Here is a 19,718-nt window from a genome sequence, read left to right on the forward strand (position 1 = left end):
AGCAGGCAGCATGATAAACTGCCTGCTTCAAACTATTAATTAGTATTAGTCTTCACCAAGTGACCAACTTATTTCTATGCTAGAATCTGCAGGAGAAACTCTAACATATCCTTGCATTTCTTGATGAAGTGCCGAACAGAAATCTGTGCAATAAAATGGCCACACACCTACTTGTTTAGGTTCCCAAACAGAGGTTTTAGTTTGCCCAGGCATTACAAGTAATTCTGAACTATTCTGACCAATCATTGCAAAGCCGTGAGGAACATCAAAATCTTGTTCGTGGTTTGTGATGTGGAAATATACCTTGTCGCCAACTTTTACACCTTCGATATTATCTGGCGTAAAGTGACTTCGTATGGTAGACATATAAACGTGTACTTCTTTTCCTTTACGTTCTACTCTAGCCTGATCTGGACTTGTTACTGCGTATGGATGTTTGTTTTCATCTAATCGATAGATTTTTTTAGCTTTTGGCGCTAATAATTCCGCAGGAATCCCAGCAGCATAGTGTGGTTCTCCGTGCGTTGGAAAATCATATAGAAGTTCCATTTTCTCGCCAGAGATATCATAAATTTGTGCTGAATGCTCCATTTCTGGACCAACTGGCAAGTATCTGTCTTTTGTAATTTTGTTTAATGCGACTACATATTTACCAAAAGGTTTTCTTGAGTTTCCACCTGGAATCATTAAGTGACCTACGGAATAATAGGTAGGTTTTCTATCGATAACTTCCCAAGTTCCAAGCTTCCATTTTACCACTTCCGAAGAGATAAAAAACGTAGTATACGCATTTCCTTTGCCATCAAATTCTGTGTGAAGCGGTCCTAAACCACCACTTTTTACAGTTCCAGCAAGTACATCTTCAAATTTTAAAATAGGAATTCCGTATGCTTCGCCATCAAACTTTTTGCCTTCTATAGCAGCAATCATTTTGTCAAATGAGTGTACTGTTAAATCCGCAGAAAGTTTTCCATTACCAATAATGTATTGTCCTGTTGGATCTACGTCGCAACCGTGAGGTGACTTTGGCGTAGGCAGAAAAAATACAGCACCAGGCACATCCAATGGATTTACCGTAAGTACTTCTTTTTTCATTGTACTTGTCGCCGTATGTGTAGATTCATCATATATGTTGTGCGCATAATTTGCTGGCACTTTTGTACCGCCACCATTGTTAACATATTCTTCAATTTTTTTCCAGTTAATGGCTGCAATAAAATCTTTATCGTTTTGAGAAGCATTCACTTCTTGTAATGTATTTGCTTCTTCTGTATTATAAGTGGTAAAGAAGAACCAACCGTGAGATTTTCCACGCCCAGGATGCGAAAGATCATAGTTGAAACCAGGCATTATGATTTGGAATTTGATATCCATATGTCCGTGTTTTGGATCAACACTTATAAAAGATAACGCTCCTTGAAAGTTTCCTTTATATTGATTGATTGGCATGTCACGTTGTGGAATAGGAATTGAAAATCGAGTACCTGCCACTACATATTCTGTATTTTCTGTCACAAAAGATGAACTGTGATTACCAGCACTGTTTGGTACTTCAATAATTTCTTCTGTTTCAAAAGTGGTTAAACTGATACGTGCGATTCTAGGTGTGTTATTTCCGTTGATAAAAATCCAGCGTCCGTCTAGTTCTCCATTTGTTTGAGAAATATCTGGATGGTGAGAATCATCCCAAGGAACAAATCCGTGAGACGTTTCTAGCATAGGTTTTGTTTCTTCGGAATATCCATATCCAGACGTTGGGAATTGTGAGAATACAGGTATTTCTTTGAACATTCTACCAGAAGGTAAGCCATAAACCGTTAAGTTACCACTGTAACCACCAGACATAAATGCATAGAATTCGTCATGTTCACCAGGAGCTACATACACTTTTTCTGCTGCGCTAGAATTTAATGCTCCGCTCGATTTACCATTGTTATTACCACAACTTGTAAGCAGTATTAAAGCAACAAGGAGTGATCCTAATTGAAATTTATATTTTTTCATTCGTTCTTAAATTTAGTTGTTATTCGTTTTATTCGGGTAAAATCACTTTATCTACGACATGCACAATACCATTTCCAGCTTTTACACTTGCAAGTATTTTTGCGCCGCCAATGTATACATCGTCTCCTTTTACTTCTACTTTTACATTTGTATCATCAGCTTGTCCTAGTTTTTTGAAATTCTTTAAAAAGTTTTTATCATAATTTCCTGCTGTTACATGATGTTTTAAAATAGCAGCCAATTTTTGCTTGTTTTCTGGTTTTAGTAATTCTTCTACAGTTCCGGCAGGTAAAGCATCAAAAGCAGCATTTGTAGGAGCAAATACCATTAAAGGCCCTGCATTTACAAGTACATTTTCTAAATCTGCTGCTTGAACTGCTGCTACAAGCGTCGTGTGATCTGGCGAGTTTATAGCAATTTGCAACACATTAGGTGTAGAACTGTCGTCGTCTATAAAAGCTTGTCCTTTTTGACTTTCTGAAGCAGCTTCGGTACTTGTCTGAGTCGTCGTTGATTCTTTATTTACTTCATTTTTACAACTATAAAAAAGAACAAGAAATATAGCTACAGGAATTACTTTAAATAAATGGATGGTTTTCATACTGATACTATTTTAAGGTTCGAAAATATTCTAGTATATCACGCGCTTGCGCTTCTGTCATATTTTGGTTTGCCATTGCAGCACCGTTAAATTCTACTAGTAAATCTTTTGCACATTGATCTTCTTCTGTCATTAACTTTGGATCTAGAATCATATTCATAATCCATTCTGGACTTCTACGCTCCATAATTCCGGTAGGATTAGGACCTATAAAACGTTTATTGGTTTTGTGACATGCGGTACAATTTGTTTTAAAAAGGGCAGCACCTCTTTCTGCCATTGCATCATCTATGGTAGCATCTAGCGTTAGAGATTTGACTTTCCCGACGCCTTTGTTTTCCAACGTTATTCTTTTGGATGCTGGCACTACATCAGATTTTGGAGTTTCAGTCTTAACCTTAGTCTTAGTCTGACCAATTTTAATTGCTCCTTTTTTTTCTTCTTTTCCTCCACAGCTTATTAATAGTCCGAATGCCAAAAGGAACGTTAATTTGATTATTTTAGTCATTATATATAGTTATTATTTATTGATACTAATTTTATTAGTTCAAATCTAGGTAAGAAAGGAAAAAGAAAAAATGACATTTATCATATAAAGGACATTTTTATAGCAAGAAATCGAGTGAAGAGGAAAGAATAAGTATTTCTGATATTACTTCCGCAATAAATTCTCCGAGTGCTTTTACAGCAGTAGTTTTAAAAGCAAGGTTTTATCGTAGTAAAATAACTCAAACTTCAATTGTAAATAGACTTTGAGATATTTTAAATAATTTTAATCGGACACTACTAAAAGTTTATGAAATTCGGCACAATAAAAGTAGCCACTTCAATTTTTACAAAATCCCTTATTAGTTTGAGTTATTTTGACACAATTTTTTCACTTCATCTAAAACACGCTGAATCCTAATTTCTGAGATTCCGATATTTTTCATTTTCTTTGTTGCATTCATCAGTTCCTTGACTAAAACAACATCATTTTCTATTAATTGATGCTTTTCTTTTTTATTTAATGTGGTTAATGTAGTCACAGGATATAAAGCCAATGTGTCAATATTTGCTTTTAATCCATTGTTTTTTGGGTAATCCCAACTTAATAAAGTTAAACCAACACATTTGGCATAATTTACAGCATCTTCTGTAAATCTTGTATTAGTTACTAACCAACCTTGTTTTAAATGTGTTTTATTGTTTGAATTAGTATTCCATTGTTTTTGAATATCTAAAAATCTGGAATTAATGTATAAAGGAACTTTGACGTTGCTTGTAGCTTTGACATCCGAATGAAATTTACACTCTATAGCATATACATTTCCATCTTTTTCAGCTAAAACGTCAATTTCATGAGTCACGCATTCGCCATTTAAAATAACACTTACTTTGGTTTTATATCCTTTTTCTTTTAATAGTGCGCCAACCAATTTCTCAAATGGATATCCTGTTGGACCCAAATCGAACAAAGCACGTTTTAGACTGTAGCGTGAAGCAGATACTTTATTGTGTTTTTTTAATAAGGAAAAAGCCTTTTTATAGATTTCGTTTGAAGAAATTCCATCAAAAATATCAGGTTGAATTCTTTTTACTATAGTTTCAACTACTTCTTTGCATGCACCAGTTGATAGCAGAGACTGTTTTAATTTTTCGAATGAAAAAAGTTCCATCTCATCATTACTCTTTTTAATATAAACTTGTTTTTCCATGCTATTTTATTGTTTTAAAAACGTAAAATTTCAGTCATAATTCCAAATCGAATAATAGATAATTGGTGTTCAAAATAGATATTGTAATAGTCCATTCCATGATAAAATTGAACAAATAATCCAATATCTTCTAAAAACTTTGGATGATAATAAAAGGTAAGACTTGCATTGAATCTATCTAAATCAAAAACATCTAAGTTGTTATAATTATCTAGCATTAGCGTTGTTTCGGCTTTTAAAGAAAAATTAGCTCTTTTCATTTCATCATTTTTTAAAGGAAACTTAAACGATGTAAATGAATTATGCCATCTTAAACCACTATACCTACCTTTCATTTCTTGAAGCATCCAACTTTTTGGGTGAAATTCGACGGAACTTTTAATTGTTTTTATAGCTTTAAGCCTATTACTATATGCTGTTTTAAGAAAACCAAATTCAATAAAATTAGTAGCAAAATTTCCTGATTGTAAGTTGATGCTATTTTCGTCATTATAAAAACCACCATCTTGTCCGTTGGAATAATGTGCTATTTTTCCGAACAAAACTAAGTAGTTAAGATTTTCTTCTTTATTGGCTAGATAATAAAATGAAACCTGCGGAATGTAACTTGGAGTACGCACAGGATACGAATCTTCATTATACATTCTGATGGTAATTTGAGGTGTTAACAAAGCCATTAATTTAGAATCTTTTCGCTTTCTAATAACAAATGACGGATTTACATTAGCTTCAAACATCAAGGATTCAATATTTCCAATATCTGTTGGAAAAGTGATATAACTATCGGTTTGATTGATTAATGCTATTTTGTACAAATCCAGTTGTGGAATTGTATCCACATCCTTTTGCGAAAAAACAATAAATGTAGAACATAAAAATAAAATTAAGATGTACGTTTTTGTTTTCATTAATTTAGGTTTCAATAACGATTTAGCACTTTTAACCTTTATTCTTAGAGCTACTTTTAATCTTTGAAATAATTCCTTTTTATTTTTTAAATTATGCTCTGTACTACTCAAATAATCTTGAATAATAGCTGATACATTATACATATACCAAATAAAGTTTTTTAATATAAAGTATTCCTTAGATTATGTATTTTAAACTTTCGTTGAAGTACATAATCTAACATTTTTTATATCAAACTTACTCACTAAAACTTTCTTTAGTGTTTATTTCAATAATAAAAGCTGACTATTTTTAATGCCATTTACCCAATGCTTAACAAAAGGCTCAATCATTATGTAGTCACCACTTTTTAGGGTTTCTTTAACTCCTTTTCATTTTCAAATGTAACTTCGCCAACTACACAAACTAACAAAGCTGGTATATTTGTTATATGCTCTTTAAGTTGTCGGTTTTGCAATATTTGTAAAGCTATTGTAGTTCCTTCTCCTTTAAAAAACGGGATTGCTGAAACAGGTTTTTCTGTTGAATGATTACTTTGTAAGTTCATGGATTTTAGTTTTTTTAATTGTAAAATATGTAAGTAGCGTATATGTAAATGTCAAACTAATTCTAAAAATCATCGCCTTTATAGTTTTTGCTTCGTGAATTCCGCCATTATTAATGTAAAATTTTAATGTAACAAAAGCAACAACTAAAATAACCAAAGCTGTAAGTAATACCCAAAAAGTCCATTTTGCTCTTTTTATAAAACCATAAACAGCAAACAGGTATAATATGCTACAAATGAAGTTTGACCAAACTATAAATAAAACATAATTCCCTTCTTTGGCTCTAATACCAAACCAATCAAAAATTACAGCGCTACTTAAATATAAAGTAAGTAATGCAAACAGTGCTAAAGTAATTGCACTTACCGTGTTGATAATCTTTCTAGCTTTCATCTGATTATTTATTAGTTGATTCGCCAAGCCACCATTTTGGTTTGACTTGTTTTTTAACCAATCCAAATTTCTTGATGGAATTCGATTCAATATGAGTAATCAAATCTTCCACAGAATCCGTTACAAATAGCAGTTTCATATCTTTTGGACTGATGCTTTCATTTTTTGCCATTAATTGAATATGTTCACACAATTCCTTATGGTATTTCGAATCGAAAATAACCACAGGGAAATCTTGAATTACTTTTGTTTGAATTAATGTTAATGCTTCAAATAACTCATCTAAAGTGCCAATTCCACCTGGCATTACTACAAAAGCGTAGGAGTATTTTACGAGAATAACTTTCCGTAAAAAGAAGTATGGAATGTTAATCCATTTATGCAAATACGGATTTGGTTTTTGCTCAAATGGCAGAATAATATTGCAACCAACAGAATTTCCGCCAGCTTCAAAAGCACCTTTGTTAGCGGCTTCCATAATTCCTGGTCCACCACCTGTCATTACAGTAAATCCAGTTTTTGCTAAAGCAGCACCAATTTTTTCGGCATTTTTATAATGATCAGAATCTTTTGTAAATCGTGCAGACCCAAATACTGTCACGCAAGGTCCAATAAAATGCATTTTCCGAAATGCCTTTATGAAATTGAAAAATACTTTAAATGCAAAGGACAATTCCTTAAAACGCGATAAAGGACCTCGAACAAACAAAGACTCATCTTTAGATAACTTTATTTTTTTATCAGTCTTCATACACATTATTTTTACGTTGTTTTTTTATAACTCCAAACCGCTAATCCGTTCATTACAATTGCATATACTAATGTTTTTAATAGCTGTGGCAGAATATCCATAAATCCAGAACCTTTCAACATTACCATTCGCATGACTTCTACAAAGTATTTTATTGGATTGAATTCTGTGAGGATTTGAGCCCATTTTGGCATACTTTCAATTGGTGTGAACAAACCACTCATTAAAATGAAAATGACTATAAAAAACCAAGCGATAAACATGGCTTGTTGTTGTGTATCTGTAAAGTTTGAAATGAATAATCCTATCCCTAAAACCACTAAAATATAAATGGACGTATAGAAATACATAAGTGGTAAACTACCTAGCATTGGCACATTGAATATGAGTCTTGCTAAAATTAATCCGACAGTTAATAAGCCCATTCCTATGACCCAAAATGGAAAGAGTTTCCCTATTATAAACTGACTCTTTTTAATTGGTGTGACGTTAATTTGCTCTAATGTGCCAATTTCTTTTTCGCGCACAATATTCATTCCTGATAAGAATAAAGTAATCATCGTTACCAATAAAACCAATATTCCTGGAACCATAAAGGTTTTATAATTTAAGGTTTCGTTATACCAAAATAAAGGAATGGTTTCAATACTTATTGGCTGTATTTGTTTGTCTGAAATTTGTATTAAATCGACTTTTAAGTGTTGATTAAAACGTTGCACAATTTGGGTTACATATACATTTTCAACACCTGCTGCTGCGCCATCAATAGCATTTATAGTTACACCTAAATTTGTATGTTTTTCTTTTTGCAAATCGCGTTCAAAATAATGCGGAACCGCTACTACAACATCAACTTCTCCTTTAAGCATCGCTGCACTTGCTAGTTTTTCTGATGGAAAATCTGTTAAAACATCAAAATACGTAGACGCATTAAATTTTTCTATTAATGCTCTGGAGGTTGAAGTGTGATCGTTGTCAATATAGCCAAATTTGATATTCTTGACTTCAAAAGTGGCAGCGTTAGATAAAATAACGAGTTGTAATAATGGCAAAACAAAAATGATAGGAAGCATGCCTTTATTTCTAAAGATTTGCTTGAACTCTTTTTGTATAATGTATATAATTGTTTTCATAATTTTAAAAAGAAAAAGAGGTTAGAAAAGAGAAAAAAGACGCTTTTTAGTACTGTTTAGTCTCTTCTCTTTCATCTATTTTCTAGTATCTATTTTTTAATTTCAATATTTATTTTTTGCCACAAATACACGAATATTTTAATTTTAATTTTTTGTTTGACTGTTTACTAAAACTGAAAACCGCTTACTGAAAACTCATAACTCATAACTCATAACCGTTAACTGATAACCGACAACTGAAAACTGAAAACTCACTCCAGTCTAATTTTATATTTCTTCACACTTAATCCTATAAAAAATACTGTCATTCCTAATAAAATCAAGGTTTCTTTCCAAATAAATTGTAATCCAACACCTTTTAGCATAATTCCTTTAATAATGATGATAAACCATTTTGCTGGAATAATATTACTGATATATTGAAGCGGAACTGGCATACTCGAAATTGGAAAAATAAATCCAGATAGCAAAATTACGGGAAGCATCAATCCCATTAGGGAAATCATCATTGCAGTTTGTTGCGTTGCTGAAATTGTTGAAATTAAAATACCTAATGCCAACGCTGAAATGATAAATAAAATGCTCTCCAAACCTAATAAAAACAAGCTTCCTTGAACTGGCATATTAAAGATGAAAATGCTCAGCATGACAATGACTATTGCGTTAATAATAGATAGAAATATATACGGAAACACCTTACCAACAATAACTTGAATTGGTTTTAATGGCGATACCAAAAGGATTTCCATCGTTCCTAATTCTTTTTCTCGCGTAATGGAAATAGACGTCATCATTGCCGAAACTAACATTAAAATAATAGTCATCACACCGGGAACAAACATGTACACACTTTTTAATTCTGGGTTGTAAACCATTCGTGTTGCGGGAACTATTTGATACGCAATCGTAATGTCTTTATTCAACTCTTTTTGATATTGTTGTAGAATTGCATTTACATAATTACTAATTGTATTTGCCGTATTTGGATCTGTAGCGTCTGTAATAATTTGAATAGTTGCTTTGTGTTCTTTGATTAGATTTTTACTGAAATCTTTTTCAAAATTTAAAACTGCTTTTACTTTTCCTTTCTTAAAAATGGTTTCAATATCAGATTCTTTGTCAACAAATTGATTGATGCTGAAGTATTTTGAAGCTGAAATTTTATTGATAATTTCTTTTGTGGTTGCATCTTTTGAATGATCTAAAATTGCAATATCTACATTATTGATTTCATTCGTTATTGCAAAACCAAACAGCAAAATTTGAGCAATAGGCATTCCGAAGAGAATAAACAACGAACGTCTATCTCTAAAAATATGGTAGAATTCTTTTTTTATGAAGCCTATGAATCTTTTCATATCACATTCCTGCAAAGGCAGGAATCTTTTTTAATTAATACTATTCTTTGTCTCCCGCAGATTTCACTGATAACCGCAGATGTTTTTTATAGTGCGTTTACTATTTGTTTCCCGCAGATTGCGCTGATAACCGCAGATGTTTTTACAATTAGTATGTTTACGTTTTTATTCATTTTCTGCGCAAATCTGCAAAATCTGCGGGATTAATTTTATAGTTCGTTTGCTTTTAGTCTCCCGCGGATTACGCTGATAATCGCAGATGTTTGACGTTTGTATTTATTTTCTGCGCAAATCTGCCAAATCTGCGGGATTATTTTTTTTTATAATCCGTTTACTTTTCTAAAAATTCCTTTTGATATATTTTCTACATTGAAGTTTACTAAAATTCCTAACTTTAAATTTGAAAGTTTTAAATAAGTCAAAACTTGCTTATGATGTACTTTTGCCAAAGTTTCTACCGATTTAATTTCTATTATCACTTTATCATTTACTAATAAATCCAATCTAAAACCTATTTCTAATTTAATACCATCATAAAATACAGGCAGTGCTACTTGCCTTTTAACAGACAATCCTTGCTTCTCTAATTCATACAATAAAACAGCTTCATAAACAGATTCTAATAAACCTGGACCTAATTCATTAAATACTTTAAAAATGGCTCCTCGGATTAGGTATGAAATATCGTTTTCTGTTTTTTGATCCATAATTGTTTAATTTATTATTATTTCTCCCGCTGATTTTTTTACAATTAGTACGTTTAACGTTTATATTTATTTTCTGCGCGCATCTGCGAAATCTGCGGGATTATTTTTTTCACCCACGAGCTAATTTTAAAAACACATCGTTCATATTATCCGCTTTAAACTGCTCTTTAAGCTTCTTCGGTGTGTCTAAAGCTTCAATTTTTCCGTTTACCATAATAGAAACGCGATCGCAATATTCGGCTTCATCCATGTAATGTGTAGTTACAAAAACGGTCGTTCCTTGATTGGCTGCTTTGTAAATCATTTCCCAAAACTGACGTCTGGTAATCGGATCAACGCCTCCAGTTGGTTCGTCTAAAAACACAATTTTAGGATCGTGAAGTAAAGACACCGAAAAGGATAGTTTTTGTTTCCAACCTAATGGCAAGGAACCTACTAATTTATTCGCCACTTTTTCCAAACCTAATTCTTCAATCAGAACTGCCGTTTTTTCTTTTATTCGTTTTCTCGATAAACCATAAATTCCACCAAAAAAAGTAATGTTTTCTTTAACTGTTAAATCGTCATATAACGCAAATTTCTGACTCATGTAACCTATATTCTTTTTAATGTCTTCCGCTTGTGTAAACACATCAAATCCTGCTACTTTCGCTTTTCCAGAAGTTGGTTTTGAAATCCCAATCAGCATTTTTATAGCAGTTGTTTTTCCTGCACCATTTGCACCTAAGAAACCAAATATTTCACCTTTTTCAACTTCAAACGTAATAGCGTTTACTGCTGTAAAATCACCAAACATTTTGGTTAAACTTTCTACTTGTATGACTTTGTTGTTGCTCATATTCATTTCTCACGAAAGTGGGAATCTTATTATTTATATTCATGCCTACAAGGTTTTAAAAACCATGAAGGATCTTTAGATACGTCTATATTCTATTTTGCTAATTCCATAAATGTATCTTCAATGGTAGCTGCTGTTTTTTCTATTTCTATATTGGATAGATTTTCAGATTTTAAATACTGTATTAAATCTTTCGGATTAAAATCTGTCCTCTTATCTGTATAATGCACAAATTCGCCAAAAGGATACACGCTGTGATTGTATTCATAGGCTTTTAAACTATTTATGAGTTGATACATATTGCTTGCACGCACATTATAAATTTGCTTTGAATAGTGTTTCACAATTGCTTTAGGTGTGTCAATTTGCAAAATTTTCCCATCTTGAATCAATGCAATTCTATCACACAAAGCAGCTTCATCCATATAAGGCGTTGAGACCAAAATGGTAATGTTTTTTTGTTGCAAACGCTTTAGCATTTCCCAGAATTCTTTTCTCGAAACTGGATCAACTCCAGTTGTTGGCTCATCTAAAAACAACACTTTCGGCTTGTGGATTAAAGCACAACATAAAGCGAGTTTCTGTTTCATTCCGCCTGACAATTTTCCAGCTCTACGATTTTTAAAAGGCTCTATTTGAACATATATTTCTTTTATTAATTCGTAATTTTCTTCAATGGTTGTTCCAAAAATAGTTGCGAAAAAATTTAGATTTTCTTCAACAGTTAAATCTTGATACAAAGAAAATTTCCCAGGCATATAACCAACACTATTTCGAATCTTTTTATACTCTTTTACGACATCAAAACCGGCAACAGTCGCTGTACCTTCATTCGCAATCAAAAGTGTGGTTAAAATCCGAAACAGCGTCGTTTTTCCTGCACCATCTGGACCAATAAGACCAAAAAGTTCCGCCGGTTTTACCTCAAAGGAAATGTCCTGTAAGGCGTTTACCTTTTTGTACGATTTGCTAATATGGTTTACAGAAATACTCACAGGTTTTAGTTTTGAACAATAATTTTAGTTTCCATTGTAATTTTTGAAGTAATTGAATTTGAAATTAAGCATGCTTTTTCAGATTTTTCTACAATACGTTCCGTACGATCACGTTTAGATTCGTCTGCAATTACAACTTCTGGAAATAGCAATATTTCACTTATTACAAACTTGCCATCTACTTTTTCTAAAATACCTTTTGAGTCACATTTAAAACTGACATATTCTAGTTTTGAAAATTCAGCAATTGCTAAAAAAGTAGTCATTAAGCAACTACTTACTGCGGCCGTAAATAAATGTTCTGGCGACCAAATATTTGGCATTCCACCAGGAAATTCTGGCGGTGTTGCAACTTCTAAGCAATTGGTTTCATTGGTTTCATTATTTTTTAATTCTGGTGAGCACATGATTCCTTTTCGGTCTTGTGTCCAACTAACATTGACGTTATACGTATGTTTTTCCATGGTAATTATTTTAAATTATTATTGAAAATAGGTGTTGTATCCATTAATATTCTCTTCTATACTGTGTTTTAATTTTGAAGCTTCTTCAACAGTTTTAGCTTCCGATAGTGCTTCAATTTTTTCCATTAATGGCAAAAGCCAAACGTGTAAATTATTATGAGAATCACCTTTCATAGAGCATTTTTTTATCACATAGCTTATGTCTTTGTTTAATTGTTCTGCCAGTTTTTGATACTCTTTTAGCGTGCTCGTTTTTTGTATTTTTATGCTATTCTGCATGTTTTTCACGCCTTCATTCGTCTCTGCATTGGCTTGCCATTTTGCGCCATTGTTCATTTTAATTTCTTCTGTCCAAGTGTTCGAATAGACTGATACTTCATTAATATTTTGTTCCGTTGCGGCATTAACGGATTCTTCAATTGCCGTTGTTTTGTTTTCTTGCTGTGTATTGTCTTTACAGCCAATTAAAGCCAAGAGACTTAGTGTAAAAATTAAGTATTTCATAGTTTGAGTTTTAGTAATTATATAGTTATTAATATGAGTTCGATATAAGTTTCACAAGCAGCCTTTGAGTTATTTTTAATAAAATTTCAACATAAAAACCTCATTTATAGATCTTTATTTTCTTTATCTTTACTCGCACAAAGAATACTGAATCAAGTTCAGCACAGGCTTCAACAAAAGAAAGTGCGTTTTTCCAGAGGTGTTTTTAGTTTTTTCTCTGAAAAACTAAAACCGCATTCATTTTTCTAAATTTTTTCCAAGGCTTCAAAAATTCTTAACGAAAAATGCCTGCTACACTTCGGAAAAAGAACGAATTGCGTGAAAAAATCAATTCTTATTATATCGAACTGACGTAATTAATTTTTTAGCCACATTTCCGCAGGCATGCCGATTTTCAGGCTTTCATCATTAGTTACATCTATTTTAACTGCGTAAACTAAAGCGACACGTTCTTCTTTTGTTTGAATGATTTTTGGTGTGAATTCGGCTTCCGAAGCTATCCAACTCACAATTCCATTATAGGATTTCATAGCAGTTTCAGCATCGATTTTCACAGTTACTTCTTGTCCAATTTTTATAGTTGCTAATTGTGTTTCACTAATGTATACTCGTAATTGCATTGTACTTAAATTAGCAATTTTATAAAGCGGTTTTCCAAAAGCGGTAATTTCATTTGGCTCTGCATATTTGGTCAAAACCGTTCCTTTTATTGGATTGATGATTTTACTTTTCTGGATTTGATTATCAATTTGTTTCAGCTGAACATCAATCGATTTAAGTTCATTTACAACTGGCGCATTCTGGATTTCAACACTTCTAATTTGACTTTTAATTACATCAATTTCCCCAGAAATATCATCCAATTGTTTTTGCGTTCCTGCATTGTCTTTTATTAAATTTTCAGTTCTTGTTTTGTTGATATTTGCTGTTTTTAATTTAGCATTTAATACATTTATTTGAGATAAAACACCTTTTGATTTGGAGCTAATTACTGCTTTTGATACTTCTAATTGTTCCCGTTTTAATGCGAGTGGAATTGTATCGATATAACCAATAAATTGTTCTTTTTGAAGCAAATCGCCTACATTTACATCAAATTGCATGAGTTTTCCGTTATTTTCGGCTGAAATCATAATTTCTGTAGCTTCAAAATTTCCGTAACCAGCAGCTTTTCTAGTGTCGTTTCCACAGGAAAATAAACTAAACGCTATCATGCATAATCCTATTATATAGTTGTAATTTTTCATGTTTCTATTTTTATTGTCCTTTAATGACATTGTAATTTGCTTTCGCGAGCTGTAACTGAATTTTATGCTTTACTAGTGTATTTTCATCTTCGTATAAATTGGTGAGTTCTGTGATGTATGCCGAAGCAGTAATTACACCATTTTTAAGTTGCGAATCTGCCGATTTTAGCACTTCTTTTCTAAGATTAATTATTTCTAAATCTGAAGTAATAAAGGCTTTCGTTTTATCAATTTCCTTTTGTTGCTGATTCAGTTCTATGTTTGTATTTAATTTGAATATTTCGGTTTCAGTATCTACAATATCTTTGTTGATTGTTAAGGATTCGCGTTGTTTTTTATTCGAATTCCAATCGAAAACATTCCAATTCAATTTAATCCCAATTGTATAAAATGGTTGAAAAGAATTATCGAGCATATTTAATCCTGGATTGCCATAACCACCAATTGCAAAACCAACTAATTTTGAAGAATTTTGTTTATGGATTAAGCTTTCTGAGTTTTCAATTTCTTCTTTTTTTAGTTGAAATAATGCTAATTCAGGTCTGTTTAATTCTTTTTGGAATTCTGTTTCTATAAGTGGATTTTGGAAAACGGTAGAAGCATCTAATGGTCGATTTATTAAACTTGCAAGCGTTTCAATAAGTGCTGTTTTATTACTTTCTAATTCTTGAAATTGCTGACTTATTTTTAACAATTCGGCTTCCAAAATTTTATCAGAAGAAGGTAAAATAGCGCCATATTTAATACCCGATTTTACTTCTTTAAGTTTAGCTTGTAATTGTACTTGTTTTGCATTTAATAACAACTCAGATTCTTGTGTTAATAAAATAGAGAAATAGAGTTGATTGATTTGCTGTTTTAACTGATATAAACCAACCTCAATTTGTTTTTGTTTCGTTTTAAGTTGAGCAGATTTTAATTTTAACGAAGCGTCAACTAAACCTCCATTATAAATTAATTGATTTACAGAAACCGTTGCGCGATATTGATCTTTGTTTAACGATTCTATATTTGCATTCGGAATAGGAATCTCGATCACTTCAGATTGATACGTTGCTTGTGCATCCAAACTTAATTGCGGTAATTTTGAAGTAGAAATAACTGCTGCATCTAATTTATTTTGCGTCTCAAAGAGTAGCAATTGTTTTGCCAAAGGATAATTCTCGATTACCAAATCGTAACATTCCTCTAACGTGATGCGTTGTTGTGCAACACTTGGCAACGTAATTAAGATGATAAGAATGATTATAAAACGTTTCATTTTATGAGTTCTTTATAGCATTGATAATAAAATTAGAAACTTCTATTTTTCGGTCTTCCATGAGTTGTTTATAGTTTTTTTCATCTGTATTTGTAAATGCCATGATTAAAGGTTTTGCCACAAATGGAAAAATATTTAAAGCCATAATATTGATGAATAATTGTTCTGCACTAATCGGTTTTAAGATGCCTTTTTGAATTTCTTCTTCTACTTGTTTTTTGAATTTCTCAAGATTTGGAAAACCTTTATTTTCCTTCAATTTTAGAATAAAATCTGGATTTCTATTGAGTTCTTGAATGATAAAATTTGGCAAATAAGGATGTTTAACGATGAATGATATATAGTTTGAAGTAAAGTTTTTTATTTTCTCTTCTATAGAAGAATCATCATTTAGAATTGCATTTAATTGAGGTGCTAATAATGAAAATGCATTTTTAAATACGGCTTCAAAAAGTAATTGTTTACTTCTGTAATAATAGTGAAGCATCGCTTTGTTAATGCCTGCTTTATCTGCAATTTCTTGCATGCGCGCACCATTCATTCCTTTAGACTGAAATACATTTTTTGCAGCGTCTAATATGTGTTCTTCTTTATTTTCGTCTTTTGCTTTTTTCATTATTTAACTATACAGTTTAACCATTTGGTTAACAAAGGTGTGAAATAATTTGAAAGAAGAAAATGATATATATCATGAAAAGTTTGAAAAGGGAATTCTATCTTTTCTTATTAAGTATAAATTTTGTCAATTAAGTAGCTATTTCAAACTAGTGAATGAGAAAGTAATTCACAAAACTGTGCAATACAAGAATTTGAAGTTTTCAATGAATAGATACAGATAAAAGATGGTTTTCTTAAGCACTTAAAAAAGCACTTAAGTCATTTAAAAGAAATATATACTACTAAGCAATTGAATATCAAAAGATTATTATTTACGTGATTTTATATTTCTTAAAGGGACTTTAGGATGCTGTTTGAATCTATGTTGTTTTCGTTAAAAAAGAAGATTTTAAACACAAAAAAAGCCTCACATTTCTGTGAAGCTTTGCTTAGTAGCGGGAACTGGACTCGAACCAGTGACCTTCGGGTTATGAGTCGAAAAGTCTAAAAACTAATAGACTGATTTCGTGTTATTTAAAAAGCATCAATTTACAAAAACCATACTTTTCATATACAAAACGATACTTTAAAAAGATACTTTTTTATTTTCTCTTTATAAAGGTCATTCGATAGAGTTTAATTAATACTTTTATTGATGCAAATCTGTTCTATTTTAATCTCAAGTCACATGAATATAAATTCCACAAACAGATTCAAATCAGATCGACTTCCCAAAGGACAACTCCAAGCTATATATTGGCTTTTTCTTTCATCAATATCAAAATGACAAGTATCTTCTCTACTGCAATTCTTTTAAATACAAAAATTATGTGCTTCAGCTGTAATTTGGTTTCGGATTGCTTAAACATATAAATATATGCACCAAGTTACTATGATCTCTTAGCTAATTGTCTAATATGCAATTGAAACTCCAATAAAATATATAAAGCTAACGGCAATATGTGAATTTATACAAGTTCAAAAAAATTGAAAGAAACAATATTGGGAATTCTCCCATGAATTGATTTTGAAAATATAAGAAATTAAGATGTTTTTAAATCAAAAACCAACTCTATTTTACAAAAATGTAAGTTTAAACCTTATATATATTACGTTTTTTTTTTAAAACACATAAGACTATTATTATTATATTGCGATGTAATATAGTTGTTTAAAACAAATTATTTAATCGTACAGTAAGATTTTTAATCATATATTTTGAATGTACGTAATCGCACAAATAACCCTACAATGAATTTTTCCAAATACATTTTATTCCTTCTAAGTTTCTCGTATGTGTCGCAAGCACAAACAGAGATTACAGGAAATGTTGTTGACGATACTGATGCAGCTATTGAGTTTGCAAATGTAATTTTATTAGATCAAAATAATGATATAGTAATAGGGACAATTACAGATGAAAATGGAAAATTTATATTGAAAGCTTCAAAGGGAAATTATAGGTTACTCATTAGTTTTTTAGGTTTTGATGATTGGAAGAAAAACATTTCATTACTCAATACTGTTTCGCTTGGAAAAATAGTATTGACAACAAGCGAGAATGAATTAGAAGCAGTTACAATTACTGCTAGGAAACCAACCTTGGTTAAAAAAGTAGATCGTATAGAGTTTAACATAGGTAATACAATATTATCTGATGGTGACGCTTGGGAAGCTCTGAAAAAAACACCTGGAGTTGCCGCTTCCGCAACGGGATCATTACAAATTTTTGGAAAATCGGGAATATTAGTCATGATTGATGATCGTCCTGTTCAATTATCTTCTGAAGAACTCAAAAATATGCTCGAAGGCATGTCTGCGTCGGAAATAAAGTCAATAGAAGTGATTACAAATCCACCTGCAAAATACGATGCCGAAGGAAATGGAATTATCAATATAGTTTTAAAAGAGAAAAAAAGCTTAGGGTACAATGCTTCTGTTTCTTCTAGATATACACAAGGAGTTTTTGCAAAGTTTACCAATGGCGCAAGCATAAATCACAAAGGAGAAAAAACGACTGTTGCTGCGAATTACAATTTGGGTAACGGGAAAAGAAATGTGGAGGAAAATAGTGATATTAATTTTCTCAATACGCAAGGTGATGTTTTTAATTTTTGGAATGAATCTTCCGATAGAACAACAGATTATCTGTCACACAACTTTAGAGCTTCGCTAGATTATTATCTATCAGAAAAAAGTATTTTGGGTGTAAAAATTGATGGAAGTATTGCTCCAAAACAAGAAACAGTAAACAAAACAATTACAAATGTGTTTGATAGTACAAATACATTAGATTCCCTTTTCGTAAATAACAACAGTACTGATAGAGATCGTGAAAATTTATCATACAATGTTAACTTTCTTCAGAATTTTAAAAAAGATGGACAATCACTTTCTGTAGATTTTGATTTTGTAGATTATAATAGTAGTAGGAGTCAAGGTGTAAATACAGATTTTTTTAATGAAAATCAAAACTTTGAAAGAAACGAGTTTTTCACTTCAACAAGTGAACAAGATATTGAAATATATAGTTCAAAAGTAGATTATGCGCATCCGATAGATTCTACTCGTAGTTTTGAAGTTGGAGCCAAATTTTACAACATCCAAACGGATAATGCTTTAGTCTATCTAAATAGAGATAATACAACAGGAAATTTAATTTTTGATGCTACCCGAAGTAACCAATTTTTATACAGTGAAAAAGTATATGCAAGTTATGCTTCCTTTGAAAAAAACTTTTCAAAACTGTATCTAAAACTAGGATTACGAGCGGAATATACGGAAACACAAGGTAATTCTATTACCTTAAATCAAGTAACAAACAATGATTATTTTGAGCTTTTCCCATCAGCATTTTTACAATATCAATTAAAGGAAGGAAGTTCGTTAGGATTAAATTACAGTAGAAGAATACAAAGACCTAATTACTCATTATTGAATCCGTTTCAGTTTTTCTCAAGTCCGTTCAGTTTTATTGAAGGAAATCCATTCTTACAGCCTTCTTTTTCGGACAAATTTGAACTCTCATACAGTATAAATAACAAATACTTTTTAACGCTGTATTACACATACACGGATGCACCGTTTACGCAATTATCAACACAAGACAACGCGAGTCAAACATTTAGGTATAACGCAGTGAATTTGGATAAAGATATTATTTATGGAGTCTTTTTCATGACTTCGTTTGGTGTAACAGATTGGTGGCAATGTTATATGAACTTTGATGCATATTTCAATGAATTTGAATTTGCTGCGCCTGGTACTGACCAACTAGTCACAAATGGTAGATGGGTAACTTCTCCATACATATGGAATGAGTTTTCGGTATCTAAAAAGCATGACTTATCAGTAGAATTAACGGCACAATATTATTCGCCAAGAGTTCAAGGAGGATTTGATATTCAAGAGCGATCGGAAGTTTCTATAGGTGTAAAAAAGAAGTTATTCAATAAAAAGGGAAGCTTAGCTATATATGTTGCTGATATTTTTGACAATAACAAGTTTACATTAGTTTCTGACTATGCTTTGCAAAATCACATATTCAGAGAAAATCCCGAGAATCAATATGTTCGTTTCTCTTTTAGCTACCGATTTGGAAATAACGGAATTAAAACTAGAAAACGTAAAGACGGCACTCAAGACGAAAAAAATAGACTATAATCACTTAAAATATTGTCCTGTTCATGACATTAAAAGGAGCAAAAAAAT

Annotated in this window: 19 protein-coding genes; 1 reads left to right on the forward strand and 18 read right to left on the reverse strand. The window is 31.5% G+C overall.

What is annotated here, in order from left to right; genetic code table 11:
- Positions 1-45: 45 nt before the first annotated feature.
- The 18 genes from nosZ to IMCC3317_RS11255 all read right to left on the reverse strand — a co-directional run bounded on the left by nosZ (position 46) and on the right by IMCC3317_RS11255 (position 16,026).
- Positions 46-2,004: a Sec-dependent nitrous-oxide reductase gene (gene nosZ / locus IMCC3317_RS11170; RefSeq protein ID WP_160129588.1), complete on the reverse strand. Its 1,959-nt coding sequence runs from the start codon at positions 2,002-2,004 to the stop codon at positions 46-48.
- A gap of 28 nt (positions 2,005-2,032) precedes the next feature.
- Complete coding sequence (locus tag IMCC3317_RS11175; protein WP_160129589.1) at positions 2,033-2,605, reverse strand: fasciclin domain-containing protein; 573 nt, start codon at positions 2,603-2,605, stop codon at positions 2,033-2,035.
- 7 nt (positions 2,606-2,612) lie between these two features.
- The gene (locus IMCC3317_RS11180; protein WP_160129590.1) at positions 2,613-3,113 is read right to left on the reverse strand and encodes a c-type cytochrome; all 501 of its coding nucleotides are present in this window, start codon (positions 3,111-3,113) and stop codon (positions 2,613-2,615) included.
- A 340-nt stretch (positions 3,114-3,453) separates the two neighbouring features.
- On the reverse strand, positions 3,454-4,302 hold the full coding sequence (locus IMCC3317_RS11185; RefSeq protein WP_160129591.1) for a restriction endonuclease: 849 nt from the start codon (positions 4,300-4,302) through the stop codon (positions 3,454-3,456).
- 14 nt (positions 4,303-4,316) lie between these two features.
- The gene (locus IMCC3317_RS11190) at positions 4,317-5,210 is read right to left on the reverse strand and encodes a hypothetical protein (RefSeq protein ID WP_160129592.1); all 894 of its coding nucleotides are present in this window, start codon (positions 5,208-5,210) and stop codon (positions 4,317-4,319) included.
- A gap of 350 nt (positions 5,211-5,560) precedes the next feature.
- On the reverse strand, positions 5,561-5,758 hold the full coding sequence (locus IMCC3317_RS11195; protein ID WP_228055042.1) for a hypothetical protein: 198 nt from the start codon (positions 5,756-5,758) through the stop codon (positions 5,561-5,563).
- A complete protein-coding gene (locus IMCC3317_RS11200) occupies positions 5,742-6,152 on the reverse strand; it encodes a hypothetical protein (protein WP_160129593.1) in 411 nt (136 codons plus the stop codon). Before IMCC3317_RS11200 ends, IMCC3317_RS11195 begins: the two co-directional genes overlap by 17 nt.
- Before the next feature lie 4 nt (positions 6,153-6,156).
- Positions 6,157-6,903, reverse strand: a complete 747-nt coding sequence (locus IMCC3317_RS11205; RefSeq protein WP_160129594.1) for an LOG family protein — start codon at positions 6,901-6,903, stop codon at positions 6,157-6,159.
- 11 nt (positions 6,904-6,914) lie between these two features.
- Entirely contained in the window at positions 6,915-8,036 is a 1,122-nt protein-coding gene (locus IMCC3317_RS11210; RefSeq protein WP_160129595.1) for an ABC transporter permease, read from the reverse strand.
- Positions 8,037-8,287: 251 nt separating this feature from the next.
- Positions 8,288-9,394, reverse strand: coding sequence for an ABC transporter permease (locus IMCC3317_RS11215; protein WP_160129596.1), 1,107 nt, complete (start codon positions 9,392-9,394; stop codon positions 8,288-8,290).
- A gap of 320 nt (positions 9,395-9,714) precedes the next feature.
- Positions 9,715-10,101, reverse strand: coding sequence for a GxxExxY protein (locus IMCC3317_RS11220; RefSeq protein WP_160129597.1), 387 nt, complete (start codon positions 10,099-10,101; stop codon positions 9,715-9,717).
- A 109-nt stretch (positions 10,102-10,210) separates the two neighbouring features.
- Entirely contained in the window at positions 10,211-10,939 is a 729-nt protein-coding gene (locus IMCC3317_RS11225) for an ABC transporter ATP-binding protein (protein WP_160129598.1), read from the reverse strand.
- A gap of 92 nt (positions 10,940-11,031) precedes the next feature.
- Positions 11,032-11,934 carry an ABC transporter ATP-binding protein gene (locus IMCC3317_RS11230; RefSeq protein WP_160129599.1) on the reverse strand — a complete coding sequence of 301 codons (903 nt, stop codon included), beginning with the start codon at positions 11,932-11,934 and terminating at the stop codon, positions 11,032-11,034.
- 5 nt (positions 11,935-11,939) lie between these two features.
- On the reverse strand, positions 11,940-12,398 hold the full coding sequence (locus tag IMCC3317_RS11235; protein WP_160129600.1) for an OsmC family protein: 459 nt from the start codon (positions 12,396-12,398) through the stop codon (positions 11,940-11,942).
- 18 nt (positions 12,399-12,416) lie between these two features.
- Positions 12,417-12,902 (reverse strand): hypothetical protein, encoded by a 486-nt coding sequence (locus tag IMCC3317_RS11240; protein ID WP_160129601.1) that lies wholly within the window; start codon positions 12,900-12,902, stop codon positions 12,417-12,419.
- Between the two features lie 356 nt (positions 12,903-13,258).
- Positions 13,259-14,149 (reverse strand): HlyD family secretion protein, encoded by an 891-nt coding sequence (locus IMCC3317_RS11245; protein ID WP_160129602.1) that lies wholly within the window; start codon positions 14,147-14,149, stop codon positions 13,259-13,261.
- A gap of 10 nt (positions 14,150-14,159) precedes the next feature.
- Positions 14,160-15,410 carry a TolC family protein gene (locus IMCC3317_RS11250; RefSeq protein ID WP_160129603.1) on the reverse strand — a complete coding sequence of 417 codons (1,251 nt, stop codon included), beginning with the start codon at positions 15,408-15,410 and terminating at the stop codon, positions 14,160-14,162.
- 1 nt (position 15,411) lies between these two features.
- A complete protein-coding gene (locus IMCC3317_RS11255) occupies positions 15,412-16,026 on the reverse strand; it encodes a TetR/AcrR family transcriptional regulator (protein WP_160129604.1) in 615 nt (204 codons plus the stop codon).
- A gap of 1,232 nt (positions 16,027-17,258) precedes the next feature.
- On the opposite strand from IMCC3317_RS11255, the gene IMCC3317_RS11260 reads away from it, so the two are divergent.
- On the forward strand, positions 17,259-19,670 hold the full coding sequence (locus IMCC3317_RS11260; RefSeq protein ID WP_160129605.1) for an outer membrane beta-barrel family protein: 2,412 nt from the start codon (positions 17,259-17,261) through the stop codon (positions 19,668-19,670).
- Positions 19,671-19,718 lie beyond the last annotated feature (48 nt).

Origin of the sequence: Kordia antarctica (assembly GCF_009901525.1) — a bacterium.
GTDB lineage: Bacteria > Bacteroidota > Bacteroidia > Flavobacteriales > Flavobacteriaceae > Kordia > Kordia antarctica.